Source organism: Candidatus Poribacteria bacterium, from assembly GCA_009839745.1.
Lineage (GTDB): Bacteria > Poribacteria > WGA-4E > WGA-4E > WGA-3G > WGA-3G.
This window is the reverse complement of record VXPE01000005.1, coordinates 56,879-73,693: the sequence shown is the minus strand read 5'-3', so window position 1 is coordinate 73,693 and position 16,815 is coordinate 56,879. Positions and strand designations below refer to the sequence as shown.

The following is a 16,815-nucleotide window of genomic DNA, read 5'->3' as shown; positions in this document are numbered from 1 at the left end:
CGCGTGAACGTGCTTCTTTCAGAAATAAAGAGAACTTTGACTATGAAAACAGACCCAATTACACAACAGGGGACCTTCGTTAATACCCGTATGAAGGCACTCTTTGTCGCACAAGACCATAAACCTGAAACCTTAAAAAGAATCAACCTCGCGCAACTGACTGCATTCCAACGGGGGCTGCTCGTCGCCGATGGGACGGTTACGCGATTTATCGAAGCTTACACACTCATGCCGGTAGAGGTAACCTTACTCCAACAAACCAAACAGACCCTATCCACCGAACATACATGGCTTCAACTCTCTGCGGGAGCAGAGATCATTTCACGGCAAGCAGTCCTCCAAACCCATTCACAGGAAAAATCATCCCCCAGAATACATATCTATGCCGACTCACTTATTGTGCCGAAACGTCTGCCGGAATTCATTTTGAATGGATTAGAATCCGACAAACAAGGACTCGGTGGGCTTCTGCAGCACAGTGATTTAGAGACTCGACGGGAGCTGCTCTGGTGTGGTATTGAAGTCTTAACCGATCTGCCATCGGCTGTGGCACATCTTGAAGGTGAAAAGTTTATCAGTCGCGCCTATCGGGTATTGGCAAATCAGGAACCCCTTATGATAATCAACGAAAAATTCCCGCTTTAACTTGTGGAAACAACGGCTTTCAGGGATGAGTGTATTCTCTGGTCTTGAAAATTCTATTTAAAAGATAGGACTTACGCAAATTGGGCAAAAAACAGTGTATTTCCGTTAGGAAATAGCAGCGACCTTACCGCCACTCCGCCAACCTATGAAATGAGAGTTGATATTACTCTTAAAGACTCTTTTGTCACACGAAAAACGTGCAGAATGAAAAAAAATGTCAAATTTTCGCTTTTTTTTTCATTTTATGCACGAAACCGACGCAAAAGTGCAGTCTTTAAGAATAGGAACCCGAAGTCTCATAAAAAAAACGGAAAGGCACATAAAAATTGCTCGATTTTCCAAAAATGTTGCACGCCCTCTATTTCTTTGAAGAGGCGGGCGCGTCGTATGCAGCAGACCTTGAGAAAGCGCGTGTCGTCGAACTCTCTGCTGCGATGGCGGACATCCTAAAACTCGCGGAAACGCAGACGCATACTGAAATTGTCAGAACACTCCGCGCCTCTTATGCAGAGGAAGCTATCCTTGAGGCGTTTGAGAGACTCACAGAACTCGAGAAAGAGGGCTTGCTGTTCAATCGCGGTGAAAACTTGCAGTGGAGTTTCGAGGCGGAAAGCAAGTGGCGAAAGCTGCTGGTGGTACTCCCCAACTTCTCTGTGGATTCGTTTTTCGATATTGAAACGCTATCTGCCGGCACCAACATGGCACTTTCTTATATGATTCGGCATCTTACCAAGTATGCGGATCTACACTTCACGGGGTCCCGGAACAGGAAGATCACAGATGGCGTCTATGAAGTCGATATCAACATCGAGGACTTAGTTCGGCTTCGGTCACAAATCGGTGAAACGTATTACGGTATCCTGACCTTACATCAAGAGCAGGAACAGTGGTTGTTCCCGCTTTACCGATACCTGGAGTTCCCGCCGATTTTGGTGCAGTGTCACGCTCCGCGCGGACACGGCGGGCAAGCGATGAATTCCCTGTTACGGCACTACGCGGCGATGCGGGAGTGTGATGGATTTACCGCGCCATCGGATTATGTCCGTGAGTTCTATGCGGATTACGTCTGGGATCCGAGTTTCTTCAATACACTGCCGAACGGCGTGGATGCCGAGTTATTTAAACCGATGGATAAAGCGGCGGCGAAACATGAAATTGCGAAAACGGTCGGAGACGATCGGATTGAGAGTGCGTCGACAGTCGGGTATCTCTCCAGAGTGCAGTCGGAGAAAGGAGCATCCGTCTACTTGAAGTTGGCGGAACTGAACCCGCATCTGCTTTTCTTGATTGCGGGCCCGAGTCTCGGACGGTATGCGTCCCGGAAACTCCCGGATAACCTTGTCTATGTAGGATTCCATCCGCGTGAGAAGCTACCGCTTATCTACAATGCCTTCGATGTCTACTGCTTCCCATCAATGTCGGGTGAGGAAACGTTTGGACTGACGGTGCTTGAGGCAATGGCGTGTGGTGTTCCACCCGTCGTCCCGAATTTCGATGGGGTCCCGTCGGTTGTCGGGGACACTGGGTTGGTTGCGGATGCCGATAATTTCGATCAAGACATCGCAACACTGGTGAGTTACCCGTGTCCGATAGATTTCTCCGATAAGATTAACAGACTCTTGAATAACACTGAATTGTGGCAGACGCTTTCGGAGAAGGCGAGGAAACGGGCGGTACTGTTTACGTGGGATAAGACTGCCGACCGCATCGTGAAGTTGTTTGAGGCGCTTCATCGGAAAAAGAAACTGATTCACCGAAATAGACTCTTAAATGTATTTGTACCCCCACACCCCTTAGAGGAAGGACAACACGAACCGACACACAAATCGTTTGTGCTGAGTATGAACGAACATTACGAGCAGTGTTTCATACGGGATGCGGTGTATCCGCTGCGTGTTGAAGATGGGCTGGTGCTGAGCATTTTGAAAGACCATACACCCAGAGAAGCGGAAGCGATTCTTGCCGAATGGGTGCCCGATGAAACGGAAGCAAGAGCGATTCTCAAAAGAGTTCTCGGTCTCATCAATGGCACTGCCTGATCAATAGCGATCAGCCATGAGTGGAGAGGCTAAACCCTTTTCTACTGATAATCGATAGTTTGTATTATAGTAAAACCCATAATTAATGGGACATTTGACAGCGGGCGAGGGGACCTCGCCCCTACGAGGTGAGGCAGGCATGTCGGAGCGTTAAAATGTCTTTTTAATTCTAAACTTTACTATAAAACAGAATAGGAAAAAAAATATGGTATCTCACACGCGTTACCGATTAAAACGGCATCATAAATTTGAGCAGGACGATCGAAAATATGTCGCGGACATTGAAACGGGCGACATCGTTCAGATAAATGACGTGGAGTGGGAGATCCTATCACGTTATGCGTCGCAGACGCTGCACCAGATGATAGAGGCACTCAAGAAAACATACAAATTGACCACTATTTTTGATGGGATCGAGCGTTTAGAACGCCTCGGCAGAGAAGGAACCCTTCTGCATCCAGTCGTTGAGGCAGTGGAACCAACAATTGCGCATTGGCAGCAGCGCGATCAGAAACCGAAGGTATTGGTCCCGTTCCATTTTACGGTGGAGAAGTCGTCGTTGGATTACATCACGAATCTGAACCGTTATCAGTTGTTGACCCACCTTGCGGCGTTCGCCGAGTTGGAAGCATTAGCGTATCCTGCAGAGAAGAAAGAAGCCTTTCAGGACCTCGATGCGGTCCGGGTTCGGAACATAGACGTAGCAGCGGGGAATGCCTTGATGCCGCCGTGGTATGCGATGGATGGCTATAACGGTATCCTGCTGCTCTCACAATTCTTGACGAACGATCTGTTATACTATCGGGTTCCCGATGTCCCGATTGTCCACTGCATAGAGGGAAACCAGCAGCTACAACACGTTCTGCTGAAAATGCTTTTGACGCTCCGTGCGTTTCAGAGTCCAAAAGATACACTGGTGGTCAAAGCCTCGTGGATGAAGGAATGGATCACTGAATTAGGGGTGTTAGCAGACAACGTGCGGGTGATCCCTGATGGGATAGATGTCGTTGCGCCAATCGGTGATAAGGCATTGGCAAAACAGCACACCGCCGCTCTCTTTGAGAACCCGATGTTCGCGGAGCAACCCGTTGTCGGACTCATCTCTGGATTTGAACCGAGGCGTGGGGCAGCGTGGATTTCTGAATTCGCACGCGCCAACCCGCATCTCGCGATCTTTGTGTATGACACACTGTTAGAACAGCAGTATCGGTATCCGCCGGAGAATGTCGTCGTTTTCAGTGCCGATGATGAGGAGACGCTGTCAGTTTTACCGATATTCTTTCAAGCGTTGGATCTCGTCTGTTTCCCCGCGATGCCGGGCACCCCATTGTCGATTGTCTTAGAGGCGATGGCATACGGTGCACCGTGTGTTGCGATGACGAAGTATGGGATGCCTGCGGAAGTTGCGGGTGCCGGTGCTGTTGTGAAGTCGGAAGGGGAGGATTTCGGCAATTTCCGTGTTTCAATATCCGAGTTGTCGAACGCGATACATCAGTGGTTAAAACCCTCTCATACACGCACAAAATGCGAAAACGTGGCAAAGGGTTTGGCTCAAAAATTCACTTGGGAAAAAGTAGCACAAGAAATCATTCAGTGCTTTGAAGAGGGGCATCAGCAAAGCGCGAATGCCTTTAGAAACGAAAGAAACGTGTCCCCGTCGGTCTTCTGCCGTCGGTATGATCCGGGGTCTGGAACCACTGAGTCCAGTGTGTACCGAGCGGGGAGCAATAGATACGACTGCCTTGAAACCGCCTTAGCAGAGATATTGGCGGAACAGCATACACCTGCTGAAATCGAGGCAGTTTTCAGACATTTCCAAGGGAAAGGACCTCACTTCCGTAGCGAATGAATTCGTCTTGGAAATGGGTTCCCGACCGGAGTTGGGAAGTCAATCTCGCCGGCGTGGAAGCACCGGCAGAAAGGAGAACAACCGATATGAAAAAGAATCTGCGCGGTAAAATCCGCGAGTTCGTTCAATCCGAAGAAGGCAAGGTGGGAGTCAAATCCCCGCTAACGCTCGGTGTGGCAACAGGAAGTATGTTATTAGCACATGCCATTATTGGCACACCACGGACAGAAGCGTGGCAGTGCGATGATAACGAAGATTGCGCATTTCCGCCTCACGAATGCAGTCAAGGGACTTGCATGTAAAACTGAAGTAATTTCATCGATTACTGGGGTGCTGTGGGTTTACTTTGACGCACCCCAGTGATTTTGAATACAATTTTCCTCTCAATAATAGATAAAGTACGTCATTTTTTCCTCGGCAGATTTGGTGTTTTGCGCGGTAGATTTCAACCGACGAAACCACTTGTGCAGAAAATCCCTGTTATAACCAAGGGAAGTGATCTTGATTACAGAGAGCGAGAGATATAAGTCTTAACAACAGTGCCGCGTTGTTTGCCGATCCAGGAGGGATTTTCGATGAGACGAACGATGTCCATTCTTTTCTGCGTTTTTACCTTTGTGTCCTTGGGTGTAAGCGTTTGTGTTGTTTTTGCCAAGCCTCCGGATACTCCTAAAATTGTGTTTGGAGCAAATCGCGAGGGAAATCGAGAGGTGTATCTAATGAATATAGATGGAAGTGAGCAGATTAACATAACGAACCACCCAGCAGATGACATCTATGGTGCCTGGTCCCCCACAGGAGAGCAGATCCTTTTTGCTTCTGACCGAGATCGGTTTCTGGGCAGCTGGGATCTCTATCTGATGGATTCTAATGGTCAAAACGTGCGACCTGTTTTTGGAAAATCGGCGGATAGATCTGCTCCAAGTTGGTCGCCAAATGGAAAACAGATTGCTTATAGGAAACGGGAAAATGGCCAAAAATTCATTTACATTGCCAACATTGATGGGAAAAATGAGGAGCGAGTCGCTGTCGGAGGTACTCCAGCTTGGTCTCCCGATGGCACAGAAATCGCCTTTGTTGTTAAAACGGGGGCGGAACGTTGGGAAATACATATTCTCAATGTGCGGACGCGAACACAAAAGGCCTTCTTTCCCCCTAAAGGGACACCTTCATGGCTCCGGGCTCCGAGGTGGTCTCCCAGAGGTGATAAACTTGCCTTCTCTTGGCTTCATCGCGTCCCATTTGCTGACTTTCGTAAAACAGAGACGATCTATACGGTGAATCGGGATGGGACCGGGCTGACACAGATTATTGATGAGGCGGGTCCAAAGGTTATCTCGCCTGTTTGGTCGCCGCGGGGAGATACCCTCCTCTATGCCCAAGATAGTGAAGAAGTCAGAAGGTCTTTACAAATCTTCAAAATTGTCTTGGGTGGGGAACAACCAGATCAACTCACGGATATTGGGATATGGAACACACCCAAAGACTGGTTTGATCCGGCGTATGCGCTGCCGGTTTCACCGCAACCGCAGCTGCTCACAACAACGTGGGGAGAACTCAAACGGGAGTAGGATCTATCGGAAACAGAGTCTTCTCTACCTTGCAGATAAATTATTGTGAACGTAATATCAACAAGCTTCAAGTCCGATAGAAAAAAAGGGAACTGATGAATGAACTACCCTGTCCAAGGGAAAGGCTTCACTTCCGTAGCGAATGAATTCGTCTTGGAAATGGGTTCCCGACCGGAGTTGGGAAGTCAATCTCGCCGGCGTGGAAGCACCGGCAGAAAGGAGAACAACCGATATGAAAAAGAATCTGCGCGGTAAAATCCGCGAGTTCGTCCACTCCGAGGAAGGCAAGGTGGGAGTCAAATCCCCACTGACGCTCGGTGCGGCGGTGGGCAGTGTTCTGCTCGCACAGGCTATCGTGGGAACACCACAGGCTGAGGCAAGGCCTTGTGGGGGGAATCACGAAGTATGTGATAGAGGATTTTTCTGCCATGATGACGGCACTTGTCATCCAATATAGTATTATTCTTAGAAATGGTTCGGACGAGAGGATTTTGCCTTCTTCGTCACTGATCATTTCTGAGGAATATTAACCAACTAATGAGGTGGCGTGCTTTGAAAGTGCGCCTGCCTCAGAACTGTGAGGAACGGTATAGGTATAAACTATCCAAATTCGATTTTATATTTCTCCGCGGCTCATTCCCGTTAAGGAGGTATTTCTCATGAAATATAAGGTCCAGTTTCTCTTTTATTTTCTCGGTGTATCCGTGTTGTGTTTGAAAGTGTCTGCTGTTTTCGCAAAGGCACCAGATACACCGAAAATCGTCTTTGCCAAAACAAGCGGTGTAGAAAAGTATCCGGACATCTATCTCATGAATCCTGATGGCAGCGAGCAGGTGAATCTCACCAAGCATCGCGCAAGCGACATTTTTCCAGTTTGGTCGCCAACAGGTGAACACATCCTTTTCGCTTCCAATCGTGAGCAGAAGGCATGGGGGACTTGGGATTTGTATCTCATGGACCCAGATGGCTCTAATGTCCGAAAGGTGTTTGACAAATGGAAGAGACGAAGGCATCCCACATGGTCTCCAGATGGCAAACGCATCGCTTATAGTTATGGAGAAATTGGAAACGATTCGCTCTATATTGGCACAATCGATGGAAAAGAGGAAGAGCGTGTGGCGATTGGTCACTCACCGGCATGGTCTCCAGATGGCACAGAAATCATCTTTCGCAGCGGCGCTTTGAACAAACCAAGACGTTTCAGTTTACTCAAAGTGCAAACGAACAGACAAACATTCTTCCCTTTCCCCAAGGAACCCAAGTGGGTTCGGGGTCCCGCATGGTCCCCGCTTGGCGATAAACTTGCCTTTTCTTGGAACAATCGCGCTGAACTTCGGCGTGAGGATTTCGTTTTCGAGACGATCTATATTGTGAATCGTGATGGCACCGGTCTTCAGCAGATTATTGAAGAAGGTCAATATGCCGGCAACCCGGTATGGTCTCCGAATGGGAACGAACTCCTTTACGATTCCATTGATGCCAACAGAGACCTGCAAATCTACAAAATTAGTTTGGATACAGGGGCCTCGGTCCAACTTACAGATGGAGAATCCTGGAATTATTTAGGAGATTGGTTTGATCCGGCGTATGCATTGCCGGTTTCACCACAACCTCAATTACTCACGACACTATGGGGAGAACTCAAAAGGGAGTAGGATCTATCGGAAACAGAGTCTTTCTCTACTTTGCAGATAAATTATTGTGAACGTAATATCAACAAACTACGAGTCGGATAGAAAAAAAGGTAACTGATGAATGAACTATCCTGAATTTGAAACTGCGTTTGAGGCACAATTTCAAAAACATACAGTTTCATATCCACACGCCGTGGAATACCATCGCGCCCGTTTTAATCAGACGATTCAGTATCTGTTATCCTCCATCTTGGAGCAGGCAGACACCCTGATTCAACAACCGGAAACGAATTGGGCGCACACTGAAGAAATTGTCAGTGACATCCTTTACTGTGGCGAGATAACTGTTGAACAACTTTTCGCGCTTGAGCTTCCTACTCAACTCACAGCAGATAGAGATTTTGAAGCAGTGAAAACGAAACTCTATGAAACAAAATATTACCCAATCAGAGAACACCTGAACTATATTGCGTTTCCACCTGCTTTGGAGCGAAAGACCTTCATTGGTAAGCATTTGGATTGTTTCAAAGAGAAATCGCATTTCTGTGATCTTGGTTTCGGTCCGGGAGTTTTGACAGCGTTCATTCTACAACAAAACGCCTCGTGGCAAGCGGAAGGTGTTGATGTTAGCCAGCACTGCCTTCACCACGCCCAAAGACTTTTAGAGAAAAAGATAGTTTTGGACAGGAGCAAATTGTCAGTCGGAGACGTTCGCAGTCTACACTATCCTGACGATACTTTCGATGGGGTTATCGCTGTTGAAGTACTCGAGCATATCCCAGATCCAGAAACTGGCTTGTTAGAAGCGATGCGTGTGCTGAAACCGGGCGGATACCTCATAACAGCACTCCCCGTGCAGCTACCGTTGTTGATGCACCTTTACGATTTTGACTCTCCAGATGAAGTCTTAGCCCTCTACGAAAAAGTTGGACTGAAGATTATTGACTTTGAGACGAAGGAGTTCCAACATCAATCGGATTCTTTCATTGATACATTCGCGTTAAGCGTAAAACTCTAAAGAAAGGATATTTCTATTCATCAGGACTTACGCAAAATCATAGAATTCTGCGATTTACCACACCCTCGGTGCGGTTAGGAAACCGCACCTACCACGGAATGTGTAAGTCTTATTCATATTATGTCACACTACGAATACTTTCTGATTTTCTTGGCACTCGTTTTCTGTGGATATGCGAGTTATACCGATCTGAAGACACAGAAGATTCGGAACTTCTGTTCGCTCGGACTTTTATATGTGGGGACGCTGAGTCAGTTCTGTTACAACACTTTGGATGGGAACTGGATCGTCTCCTGAGCTTGGCTTTAGTTTTAGCAGTATTCACACTGATACAAAAATTCCTGTCCCTACTGCCGAAAACGCCGGTCTATTATGCTGTCATCAGTTTCGTATGCATTTGGTTAGTCGTGCAAGCAACGCCATCCCTTTCGATGTTGCTGTCGGGTCTTGCCTTTTTCTTAGGGTTATATATCGTGGTTTTTGTGATTGCGAAGCAATTGGTTATGAGTTTAGCAAGTATAACACTGGATAACGCCGTTGATGTGAGCGGTCTCCAGGTCGGTATGATCCCTGCGGAACAAATTGTTCGGGTTGAACAACCCGACGGCACTGTCCGATACGAAAAGAAACAGGTTGCGTTCTCAAGCGGTCAGGAGGACAACATCGTTATTTCGCCGGACCCGTCAGGACTGACAACTGAGGAGATTGATCAATTACAAAGCCTTGCCGCGGCAGGAGCGTTTGCCGAATTCGGCAATCGGATAAACGTCCAACCTTCAATTCGTTTCGCACCTGTGATCTCTGTCGGTGCCCTTCTTACAATTCTTTGTCAGGGCCCTTTTTATTCTAAGATGATCCAATTATTCTAACTTTATCAAGACTTACGCAATTTTGACTGTAGCCCGTTCTGTGAGATGAGATTTTTCGGAAAACACAGCGTTCTGGTGGAGAACCCAAACTAAAAGTTTATGCTACAAAAGAGCAGTATGCGTAAGTCCTATTACATTGAAAAACAGGTCAACACAGTCAGCTCTGCTCATTCATGATGGAGAATCTTGATGGTAGAAGATGATGTTCAACTCATTTACAAGGTTTTGTCGGGAGACGATGAAGGATTCACGGCGTTAGTCCGCAAGCATCAGAAAGGCGTCCACGCGCTTGCTTGGCGGCGGGTTGGCGATTTCCATTTCGCTGAGGAGATTACGCAGGATGCTTTCCTTCGGGCATACAAGCATCTCGCAAAGTTAAAGGATCCTAAACAGTTTTCTGGGTGGCTTTATGTCATAACAAATCAGTTGTGTAATACCTATCTCCGAAAGAACAAACCCGAAGTAAGGTCGCTGGAGGATGTCACCATGGCAGAGATGGAGAAAACATTTTACGAACAGTATGTGTCGACACAACAGGAAGAAGAGACTCGCTCACATCACCAAGAACTCGTCAAGAAACTTCTGGAAAAACTGCCAGAGAGTGAACGCACCGTCATGACGCTCTACTATCTCGGTGAAATGACAGCGAAGGAGATTAGCAAGTTTTTAGGTGTATCGGTGAACACGATTACGAGTCGGTTGCACCGGGCGCGAAAGCGTTTGAAACAGGACGAGGAACTCTTGGTTCAAGAGATGCTCGGAAGCGTCCGATTGTCAGAAAACTTAACACAGAACATCCTTCAGAAAGTCGCTGATACAAAATTGGCACCGCCTTCAACAGGAAAACCATTACTGCCGTGGGCGGCTTTTGGGGCATCTGCGGTCCTGGTGACGCTACTGCTGTTGGGTGTGAGCAATCAATATCTCGTTCGATTCCAGAAACCGTATAGTTTCGAGGCGCAGTCAGAACCGACGATTGAAATTATAGACACGCCTATCGCTCTCAATATTGATACGAAACCCGATGTTCGAAGTCAAGCAGGGCGCGCTGTGAACACCGATAGCAACACAGGGACGGGCGTGCAAGTCTCTGAATCGGATTTAGCATCCCTTACACAGGATGGGGCAATTCAACTTTCCGCATCCCAATGGGCACAGACAACTGGACCGCAAGGCGGTTCTGTTGCTGATATATTCGCGACGGCGGAAGGGACGATTTACGCCTTCTCACCGACAGGTATCTATAGGTTGACACCAGATGCACCGGCATGGACGCTCATAAACAGCAACTTCCGCATTGAAGGATTCCGAGTAGCTATGGCAGAGCATGACGGAACACTCTACGTCGTCTCTAATGATGAGGTATTTGCCTCAACCGATGCCGGCGAGACCTGGAAATCCCTCGGTCCCCGTCCAGAAGGACGTGCTGTTGGGTTGGTAATAGTGGATGAAGCACAAAAGAGTAGCTCCGACGAGCATCGGACGATATATCTTACCCTTGAGAAGGGTGTATTTCGCTCCACAGATGTAGGTACCCAGTGGACGCTTGTTGATGATGGACTGATGGACAGAACAATTTCCGCAGTGACTGCGGTTGAGAACACAGTGTTTGCTGGAACGGACAAGGGCCTCTATCGGCTTGAGTCAGGGACGTGGAAACGATTACTTGAAGATGTATCCGGATCCATCTATTCCTTATCCGTCGCTGAAGGTCGTCTTTATGTTGGAACGGGTCCTGATTTTCTTGACTTAGAACGAATTGAATCGGAACCAAAGGAAGTCATACATAAGATCTATGACGACAATTCAAGTTTGAGCAGGGCTTTCCATTCAAGTGACTTGGGCGCCTCATGGACTGAAATAACGCCGATAGGTCGATCACGTTCTATATGGGCACGGTCGGGTATGAGTTTGTTGGTTGCCGGTAAGACGATCTTCGCAGAAACCACCACTCGTTTTCGATCAAGAGACGGTGGACAGACATGGGTAGACCTTGGATTTGACAGAGATTCGTTTGTCCTCAGTGGCTTGGCAGCTGTGGCAGGAAATGAGAACACATTTTACAAAGCAGGGAGATCGGGTGTTTACCGAACAACCCATGGCGGTGAGTCGTGGCATCTGTTCATGGATGGCATGATCGGAACAGGAATACTGGATTTGGTCACACTCAATAACAAGCTCTACGCCCATACCGGTGATGCGCTTGTCCACTCGACGGATGGGGGTGAGTCATGGAAAACCGTTCGGATTGGCGTTAGCAATGGCAGACACAACTCTATCGAAGCGAGACAGTCCTACATCACTATTTCTTCTGATTCTTGGTTAACCATTGCTAACAATAGGCTCTATGTGTTTTTACCTGAAAAAGGCAATTTGGGCATTTTCCGTTTATCTGCTGATGGCAATAGCCTCGTCCGGTTTCAAGGGATCCCCACGTTTGAAGTGGATGCTCCATCCATTAAGGTGTCAGCAAATAGCAAGGGAGTAGGACAGGCACATTCAGCCCACGGTCCTGGAGATGATAATTCGGTAAAGACTTTGCGTCGGAAAGAACATGAAGCAATTGGTGCGTTTGCGGTCAGTAGCGAGACATTGTATGCCGAATATAAACGGAAACTTTTCAAATGGCACCCCGGTGATTCAGAATGGAAGGACACCGGATTGGTAGATACCGGCGAGCCGTCCACTGCGGATACAGAATATGGGTTCAAGTTAGCGGTTTCAGGGAAAACCGTCTACGTCGGGAAACGCGATGGCAAGTTGTTTCAATCATTAGATGGCGGGGACAGTTGGAAAGACATTACGTCAACGCTGCCGCTCCCGTTCACCGATTTCACGGAGATTCTCTTTGCCGGGTCGACGGTTTACGTCGCGACAGACAGAGGTGTCTTAGCATCACAAACCGGGATGCATTGGCGCGTGATCACCAATGAAGGTGTTATTGAAAGATTGGCTGTGGATGGTCCTACGATTTACGGTGCGGGTGATAACGGTGTCTACCGTTTGGAGGCTCACGACGAATGGAATCAGATTTCTCCGAATGTTCCCGGCAAAGTTCTCGCGCTTGTTGTTGACCGTGACAGGCTTTATGTTGCGACCGAACGGCGCGGGATGTTCCATATCTCGCTGAAGGGAGAGAATTACGCCCTATCTCATTAATAGTGGAGATTGCTGTGCACGTGTATAAAGGGGAGGTATTCTGAGGACAACCTGCTTTCACAATAAACATTTCGCCCCGCTGGGGCTATCCTTTGGGGCCTCCGAGTTTATTTTTTCGGAGTTGGGTATGTGTGAGAAACCTCGAGAAAAATCAGACATACCTTGAAAACAAGGTATGAACCTGACCGAAATTGTCCAAACTATAGTAAGGTTTAGATGTTGACCTCCAAATAATCTTGCGTTGTGCTGACGTTGCGATGACCCAGCAGTTCCAGCACCAAATAGATGTCGTCACTCTCCTCATAAAGACGCTGCGCAGGCTGCGGTCATCTCTATTCCCGGGGGTCAACGCAACGTCTAAGATGTCACCCGTGTCATTGATGATCAGGTGAAGTTTGAATCCATAAAACCATCCCATAGAGGTTTTCCCGCGTTCAGAAACCTTCTCCGCAAAGACCTTGTGGAATGAAATCCGCTTGTTATCACACACCCGCAACCGTGTCGAATCCACGAAAGAGATACCGCGACAGGTTCCGGTGTGTGTCGAGAGGTAAAACGTCAGCAGTCTCAAGACTTCTTTTTTCAGTTGCACCAAACGCGTATAACTCACCAACCGTGGAAACGCAGCCTGCCAATAGACGCAGACGTGTTTGAAATAAAAGTGCTTAAACGTCCGATACCCACTTTGATGGAAAGCGATCAGGACCGTCATCACCTCGCTCGGATGCAGGGTTCGGGGACGTCCCCGGGGGTCTATCCGTGTTGCCTCCGGGAGACACGGTGTGGATTTCATTTTCTCATATTCAAGAAAAAAGTCGTCTATTTCACAGAAAAGTGATACAATACTCATCGGAGAACTCCTTTTGGTGAAGATGTGATAACTTCATTATACCAAAAGGGTTCTCTCTATACAAAAACTTTTCAATTATTTATCAAACTCACGTTAGTAAGATAATAATCCTGATAATCCCGCCTTTTATATAGCAGCGAAAAAGGAGGCACCAACCTGTAATGAGACATTTTACTACTATTTTTCAGTTGCGTCGATATATGCGAAACATCAAACTTTCCCTCCTGCTGTGGATGTGCATACTATTCGTTCCACACGGTGCCGATGCGCAAACAGAACGGGAGTTACCGCGCATGTCAGCACACCGGACTTCTGAGGAAATCAAAGTCGATGGAGTGTTTGACGAACCCGTTTGGCAAAGCGTAGAACCCATCCGTCAACTCTATCAAATCCAACCCGATCAAGGCGAACCGGCGACAGAAGCATCCGAAATCCGCATCCTTTACGATGACCAAAAGCTGTACTTTGGTTTCATCTTTTACGATGAGATGGACAAGATTGTCGCTAACGACATGCGTCGGGATTCACCAGGCTTGCGTTCCAACGATTACGGCTTTTTGCTGTTAGACACCTACAACGACCGACGAAACGCTGTTTTCTTCCGGTTTACCCCAGTGGGTGGGATGGAAGACACGGCGGTCTCCAACAGTGGTGGGAGTCTCAATACAAGTTGGGATATTGTTTGGGAGTGCCGTTGTAGAATCAATGAAGACCATTGGACAGCAGAGATCGCAATCCCGTTCAGCCAACTCCGCTTTGAACGCAGCGAGGTGATGAATTGGGGCATAAACTTCGGTCGCGAAATCGCGCGAAAGCAGGAACTCGATGCATGGAATGAAGCACCCAAAACGTATGGAGGATTGGCGAAGTACCGAACAGCGTATTTCGGCACCCTTGAAGGGATAGAAGGTATTACGCCATCAAGGCATCTGGAATTGCTGCCGTATGTATTACCCGGCGCGAGTTATGGATCGTCAGTAGAAGAAACTGAAGGTGTATTTGAAGCCGGTGTGGATTTCAAATACGGCGTAACCCCGAACCTGACTGCTGATTTGACCGTTAACACCGATTTTGCCCAAGTAGAGGCAGATCAGGAACAGGTGAACCTGACGCGTTTTAGCCTCTTTTTTCCCGAACAGCGTCCGTTTTTCTTAGAAGGTGCCAGTATTTTCGATGTTGGGATTCCACGCCCGAGTTTCCGTAGACCGCCCCCTTTACTGCTTTTCTATAGCCGTCGTATCGGGCTTGCGGGAGGACGTGCAATTCCGATCCTTGGCGGTGGCAAAATGACAGGAAAAATTGGACCTTACGGTATAGGGATCCTAAACGTCCTGACAAACACATTTGAAGAGGACGAGATGGGAGTACCTGAGGAGGACCTATTCAGTGAACCGCGCACAAATTACTCAGTAGTGAGAGTGAATCGAGACATTTTAGAGGGTTCAACCGTTGGCGGAATCTTTATCAATAAGCAAGATGCTGATGCGTACAATCGCACAGCAGGACTCGACTTTTCTTACCGTCCTACGCGAGAGATTAATATTCAGGGGTTGTGGTCGCGCACCTTTGAAGCAGATATTACTGGCAATAGCAACGCCTTCTTTTTTGGTGGCGATTGGCGCACAAACCTGTTTCGACTCGACGCTTCGTATACAGACATTGGCGAGGACTTCAATCCCGAAGTCGGGTTCGTTCAACGTCTGAATCCAGATAATCCGATCAATTTCCGACGCATTCGGGGTGATGCCAGTTACACGCCGTGGCCTGATAAATTTGGTATCCGTGAGATTCAGATTGGACCGGAAATCGATCTTATTCTGACCCATGAGAATGAGTTAGCAGCCGGAGAGATAACTTTTGATACGCAATTTGAGTTTGAGCCAGGCGACGACATCGGTTTCCAAGTCAAGAACACAACAGAAAACCTTGATCGGGATTTTCGGATTCAAGGGGTTAGCATTCCAATTGACGATTACAATTTTACATCATTTCAGATATCAGGTCGGACCAGCAGCAGTCGTATGCTTGCAGCAGAGGTACAAGTGGAACTCGGCGAGTTCTATCACGGTACGAGACGGGGTTTCTTAATAGATGCGATCGCGCGACCGACTGCTCGGTTGAGTATAGAACCGTTCATTGAATTCAACCGTATTACCCTACCTGACGAAGAATTCGATGCCAATGCTTTCGGCGGACGTATCGGCTATTCTTTCTCAACGATACTCTTCACGAAGTTATTCTCACAATGGAGTACGGATAGAGATGTCCTCTCCGCAAACTTTCTCATCAACTATATCTACCGCCCCGGTAGCGATATTTACCTTGTCTTCGACCAGAGTTACGACACCCGTGATGGCGGTGTCAAACTCCTCGGTTGGACGGTCGTCGGGAAGATGACCTACTGGTGGAACCGTTAACACTTTTCAAACTGAACATGGAGATCTTTTAATGCCAAGAAAATTTACAATAAAATCAAACAAACCTTTGTTTTTTAATTGGGGTTGGTTATTCGTTATCTCACTCGCTTTCCATTTGAGCCATAACGCTACAGCTGAAAACTGGATCCAAAAAGCAGACATGCCAATTCCCAGACTTTTTTTCTCCGTATCCGCTATTAACAACCAACTTTACACTATCGGTGGGATGCTCGCTGAACCCGTTGACTTTGTTGATGCTTATGACCCAGATGAGGACAAATGGGTCCAGAAAGCGAGTCTGCCAGCGGCACGCGCGGGTGTTGTAACCTGCGTCACCGATGGGAAGATCTACGCTATCGGCGGGTGGAGCGGGCAATCTCCAGCCCTTGGAAGCGTTGAAGAATATGATCCCGGAACTGATACATGGACCCAAAAGGCAGATATGCCCACACCCCGCTCCTTTTTTACGGCGACCGCTGTAGCTGGAAAAATTTACGCTATTGGTGGTGTCGCACAAAATGTTGGCCCCATATTGCCGACGGTAGAAGAATATGATCCCGGAACTGATACATGGACCCAAAAAGCAGATATGCCGACACCGATTTCAGGGATGGCCGCCGCGAGCATTGATAGGAAAATATATCTCATTGGTGGGACACCTGCGGTGCAAGGCCCCGTACTCGAAACAGTTCAAGAATATGACCCAGCCACTGATACATGGACCCAAAAAGCAGATATGCCGACACCTCGAACGGCTTTGGCAG

13 protein-coding genes are annotated in these 16,815 nt (G+C 47.8%); 12 read left to right on the top strand and 1 reads right to left on the bottom strand.

Annotated features, from left to right (window positions below):
• Positions 1-42 precede the first annotated feature (42 nt).
• The 10 genes from F4X88_01170 to F4X88_01125 all read left to right on the top strand — a co-directional run bounded on the left by F4X88_01170 (position 43) and on the right by F4X88_01125 (position 12,784).
• Positions 43-645 carry a DUF98 domain-containing protein gene (locus F4X88_01170; protein ID MYA54881.1) on the top strand — a complete coding sequence of 201 codons (603 nt, stop codon included), beginning with the start codon at positions 43-45 and terminating at the stop codon, positions 643-645.
• 326 nt (positions 646-971) lie between these two features.
• Positions 972-2,684 carry a glycosyltransferase family 4 protein gene (locus F4X88_01165; protein MYA54880.1) on the top strand — a complete coding sequence of 571 codons (1,713 nt, stop codon included), beginning with the start codon at positions 972-974 and terminating at the stop codon, positions 2,682-2,684.
• Between the two features lie 205 nt (positions 2,685-2,889).
• The gene (locus tag F4X88_01160) at positions 2,890-4,533 is read left to right on the top strand and encodes a glycosyltransferase family 4 protein (protein ID MYA54879.1); all 1,644 of its coding nucleotides are present in this window, start codon (positions 2,890-2,892) and stop codon (positions 4,531-4,533) included.
• 86 nt (positions 4,534-4,619) lie between these two features.
• The gene (locus F4X88_01155) at positions 4,620-4,835 is read left to right on the top strand and encodes a hypothetical protein (GenBank protein MYA54878.1); all 216 of its coding nucleotides are present in this window, start codon (positions 4,620-4,622) and stop codon (positions 4,833-4,835) included.
• 273 nt (positions 4,836-5,108) lie between these two features.
• A complete protein-coding gene (locus F4X88_01150; GenBank protein ID MYA54877.1) occupies positions 5,109-6,104 on the top strand; it encodes a hypothetical protein in 996 nt (331 codons plus the stop codon).
• 232 nt (positions 6,105-6,336) lie between these two features.
• Entirely contained in the window at positions 6,337-6,561 is a 225-nt protein-coding gene (locus F4X88_01145; protein ID MYA54876.1) for a hypothetical protein, read from the top strand.
• Positions 6,562-6,763: 202 nt separating this feature from the next.
• The gene (locus F4X88_01140) at positions 6,764-7,759 is read left to right on the top strand and encodes a hypothetical protein (protein MYA54875.1); all 996 of its coding nucleotides are present in this window, start codon (positions 6,764-6,766) and stop codon (positions 7,757-7,759) included.
• A gap of 100 nt (positions 7,760-7,859) precedes the next feature.
• Entirely contained in the window at positions 7,860-8,756 is an 897-nt protein-coding gene (locus tag F4X88_01135; GenBank protein ID MYA54874.1) for a class I SAM-dependent methyltransferase, read from the top strand.
• A 98-nt stretch (positions 8,757-8,854) separates the two neighbouring features.
• The gene (locus F4X88_01130) at positions 8,855-9,625 is read left to right on the top strand and encodes a hypothetical protein (GenBank protein MYA54873.1); all 771 of its coding nucleotides are present in this window, start codon (positions 8,855-8,857) and stop codon (positions 9,623-9,625) included.
• Between the two features lie 189 nt (positions 9,626-9,814).
• Complete coding sequence (locus F4X88_01125; protein MYA54872.1) at positions 9,815-12,784, top strand: sigma-70 family RNA polymerase sigma factor; 2,970 nt, start codon at positions 9,815-9,817, stop codon at positions 12,782-12,784.
• Positions 12,785-12,935: 151 nt separating this feature from the next.
• Here the strand turns inward: F4X88_01125 and F4X88_01120 are convergent, their stop codons facing one another.
• The gene (locus F4X88_01120) at positions 12,936-13,634 is read right to left on the bottom strand and encodes a transposase (GenBank protein ID MYA54871.1); all 699 of its coding nucleotides are present in this window, start codon (positions 13,632-13,634) and stop codon (positions 12,936-12,938) included.
• 161 nt (positions 13,635-13,795) lie between these two features.
• Between F4X88_01120 and F4X88_01115 the strand changes: the two genes are divergently transcribed.
• Positions 13,796-16,051, top strand: a complete 2,256-nt coding sequence (locus F4X88_01115; GenBank protein ID MYA54870.1) for a carbohydrate binding family 9 domain-containing protein — start codon at positions 13,796-13,798, stop codon at positions 16,049-16,051.
• A gap of 31 nt (positions 16,052-16,082) precedes the next feature.
• Positions 16,083-16,815, top strand: a 733-nt coding sequence (locus F4X88_01110) for a hypothetical protein (protein ID MYA54869.1), incomplete at its 3' end; no start/stop codon positions are given.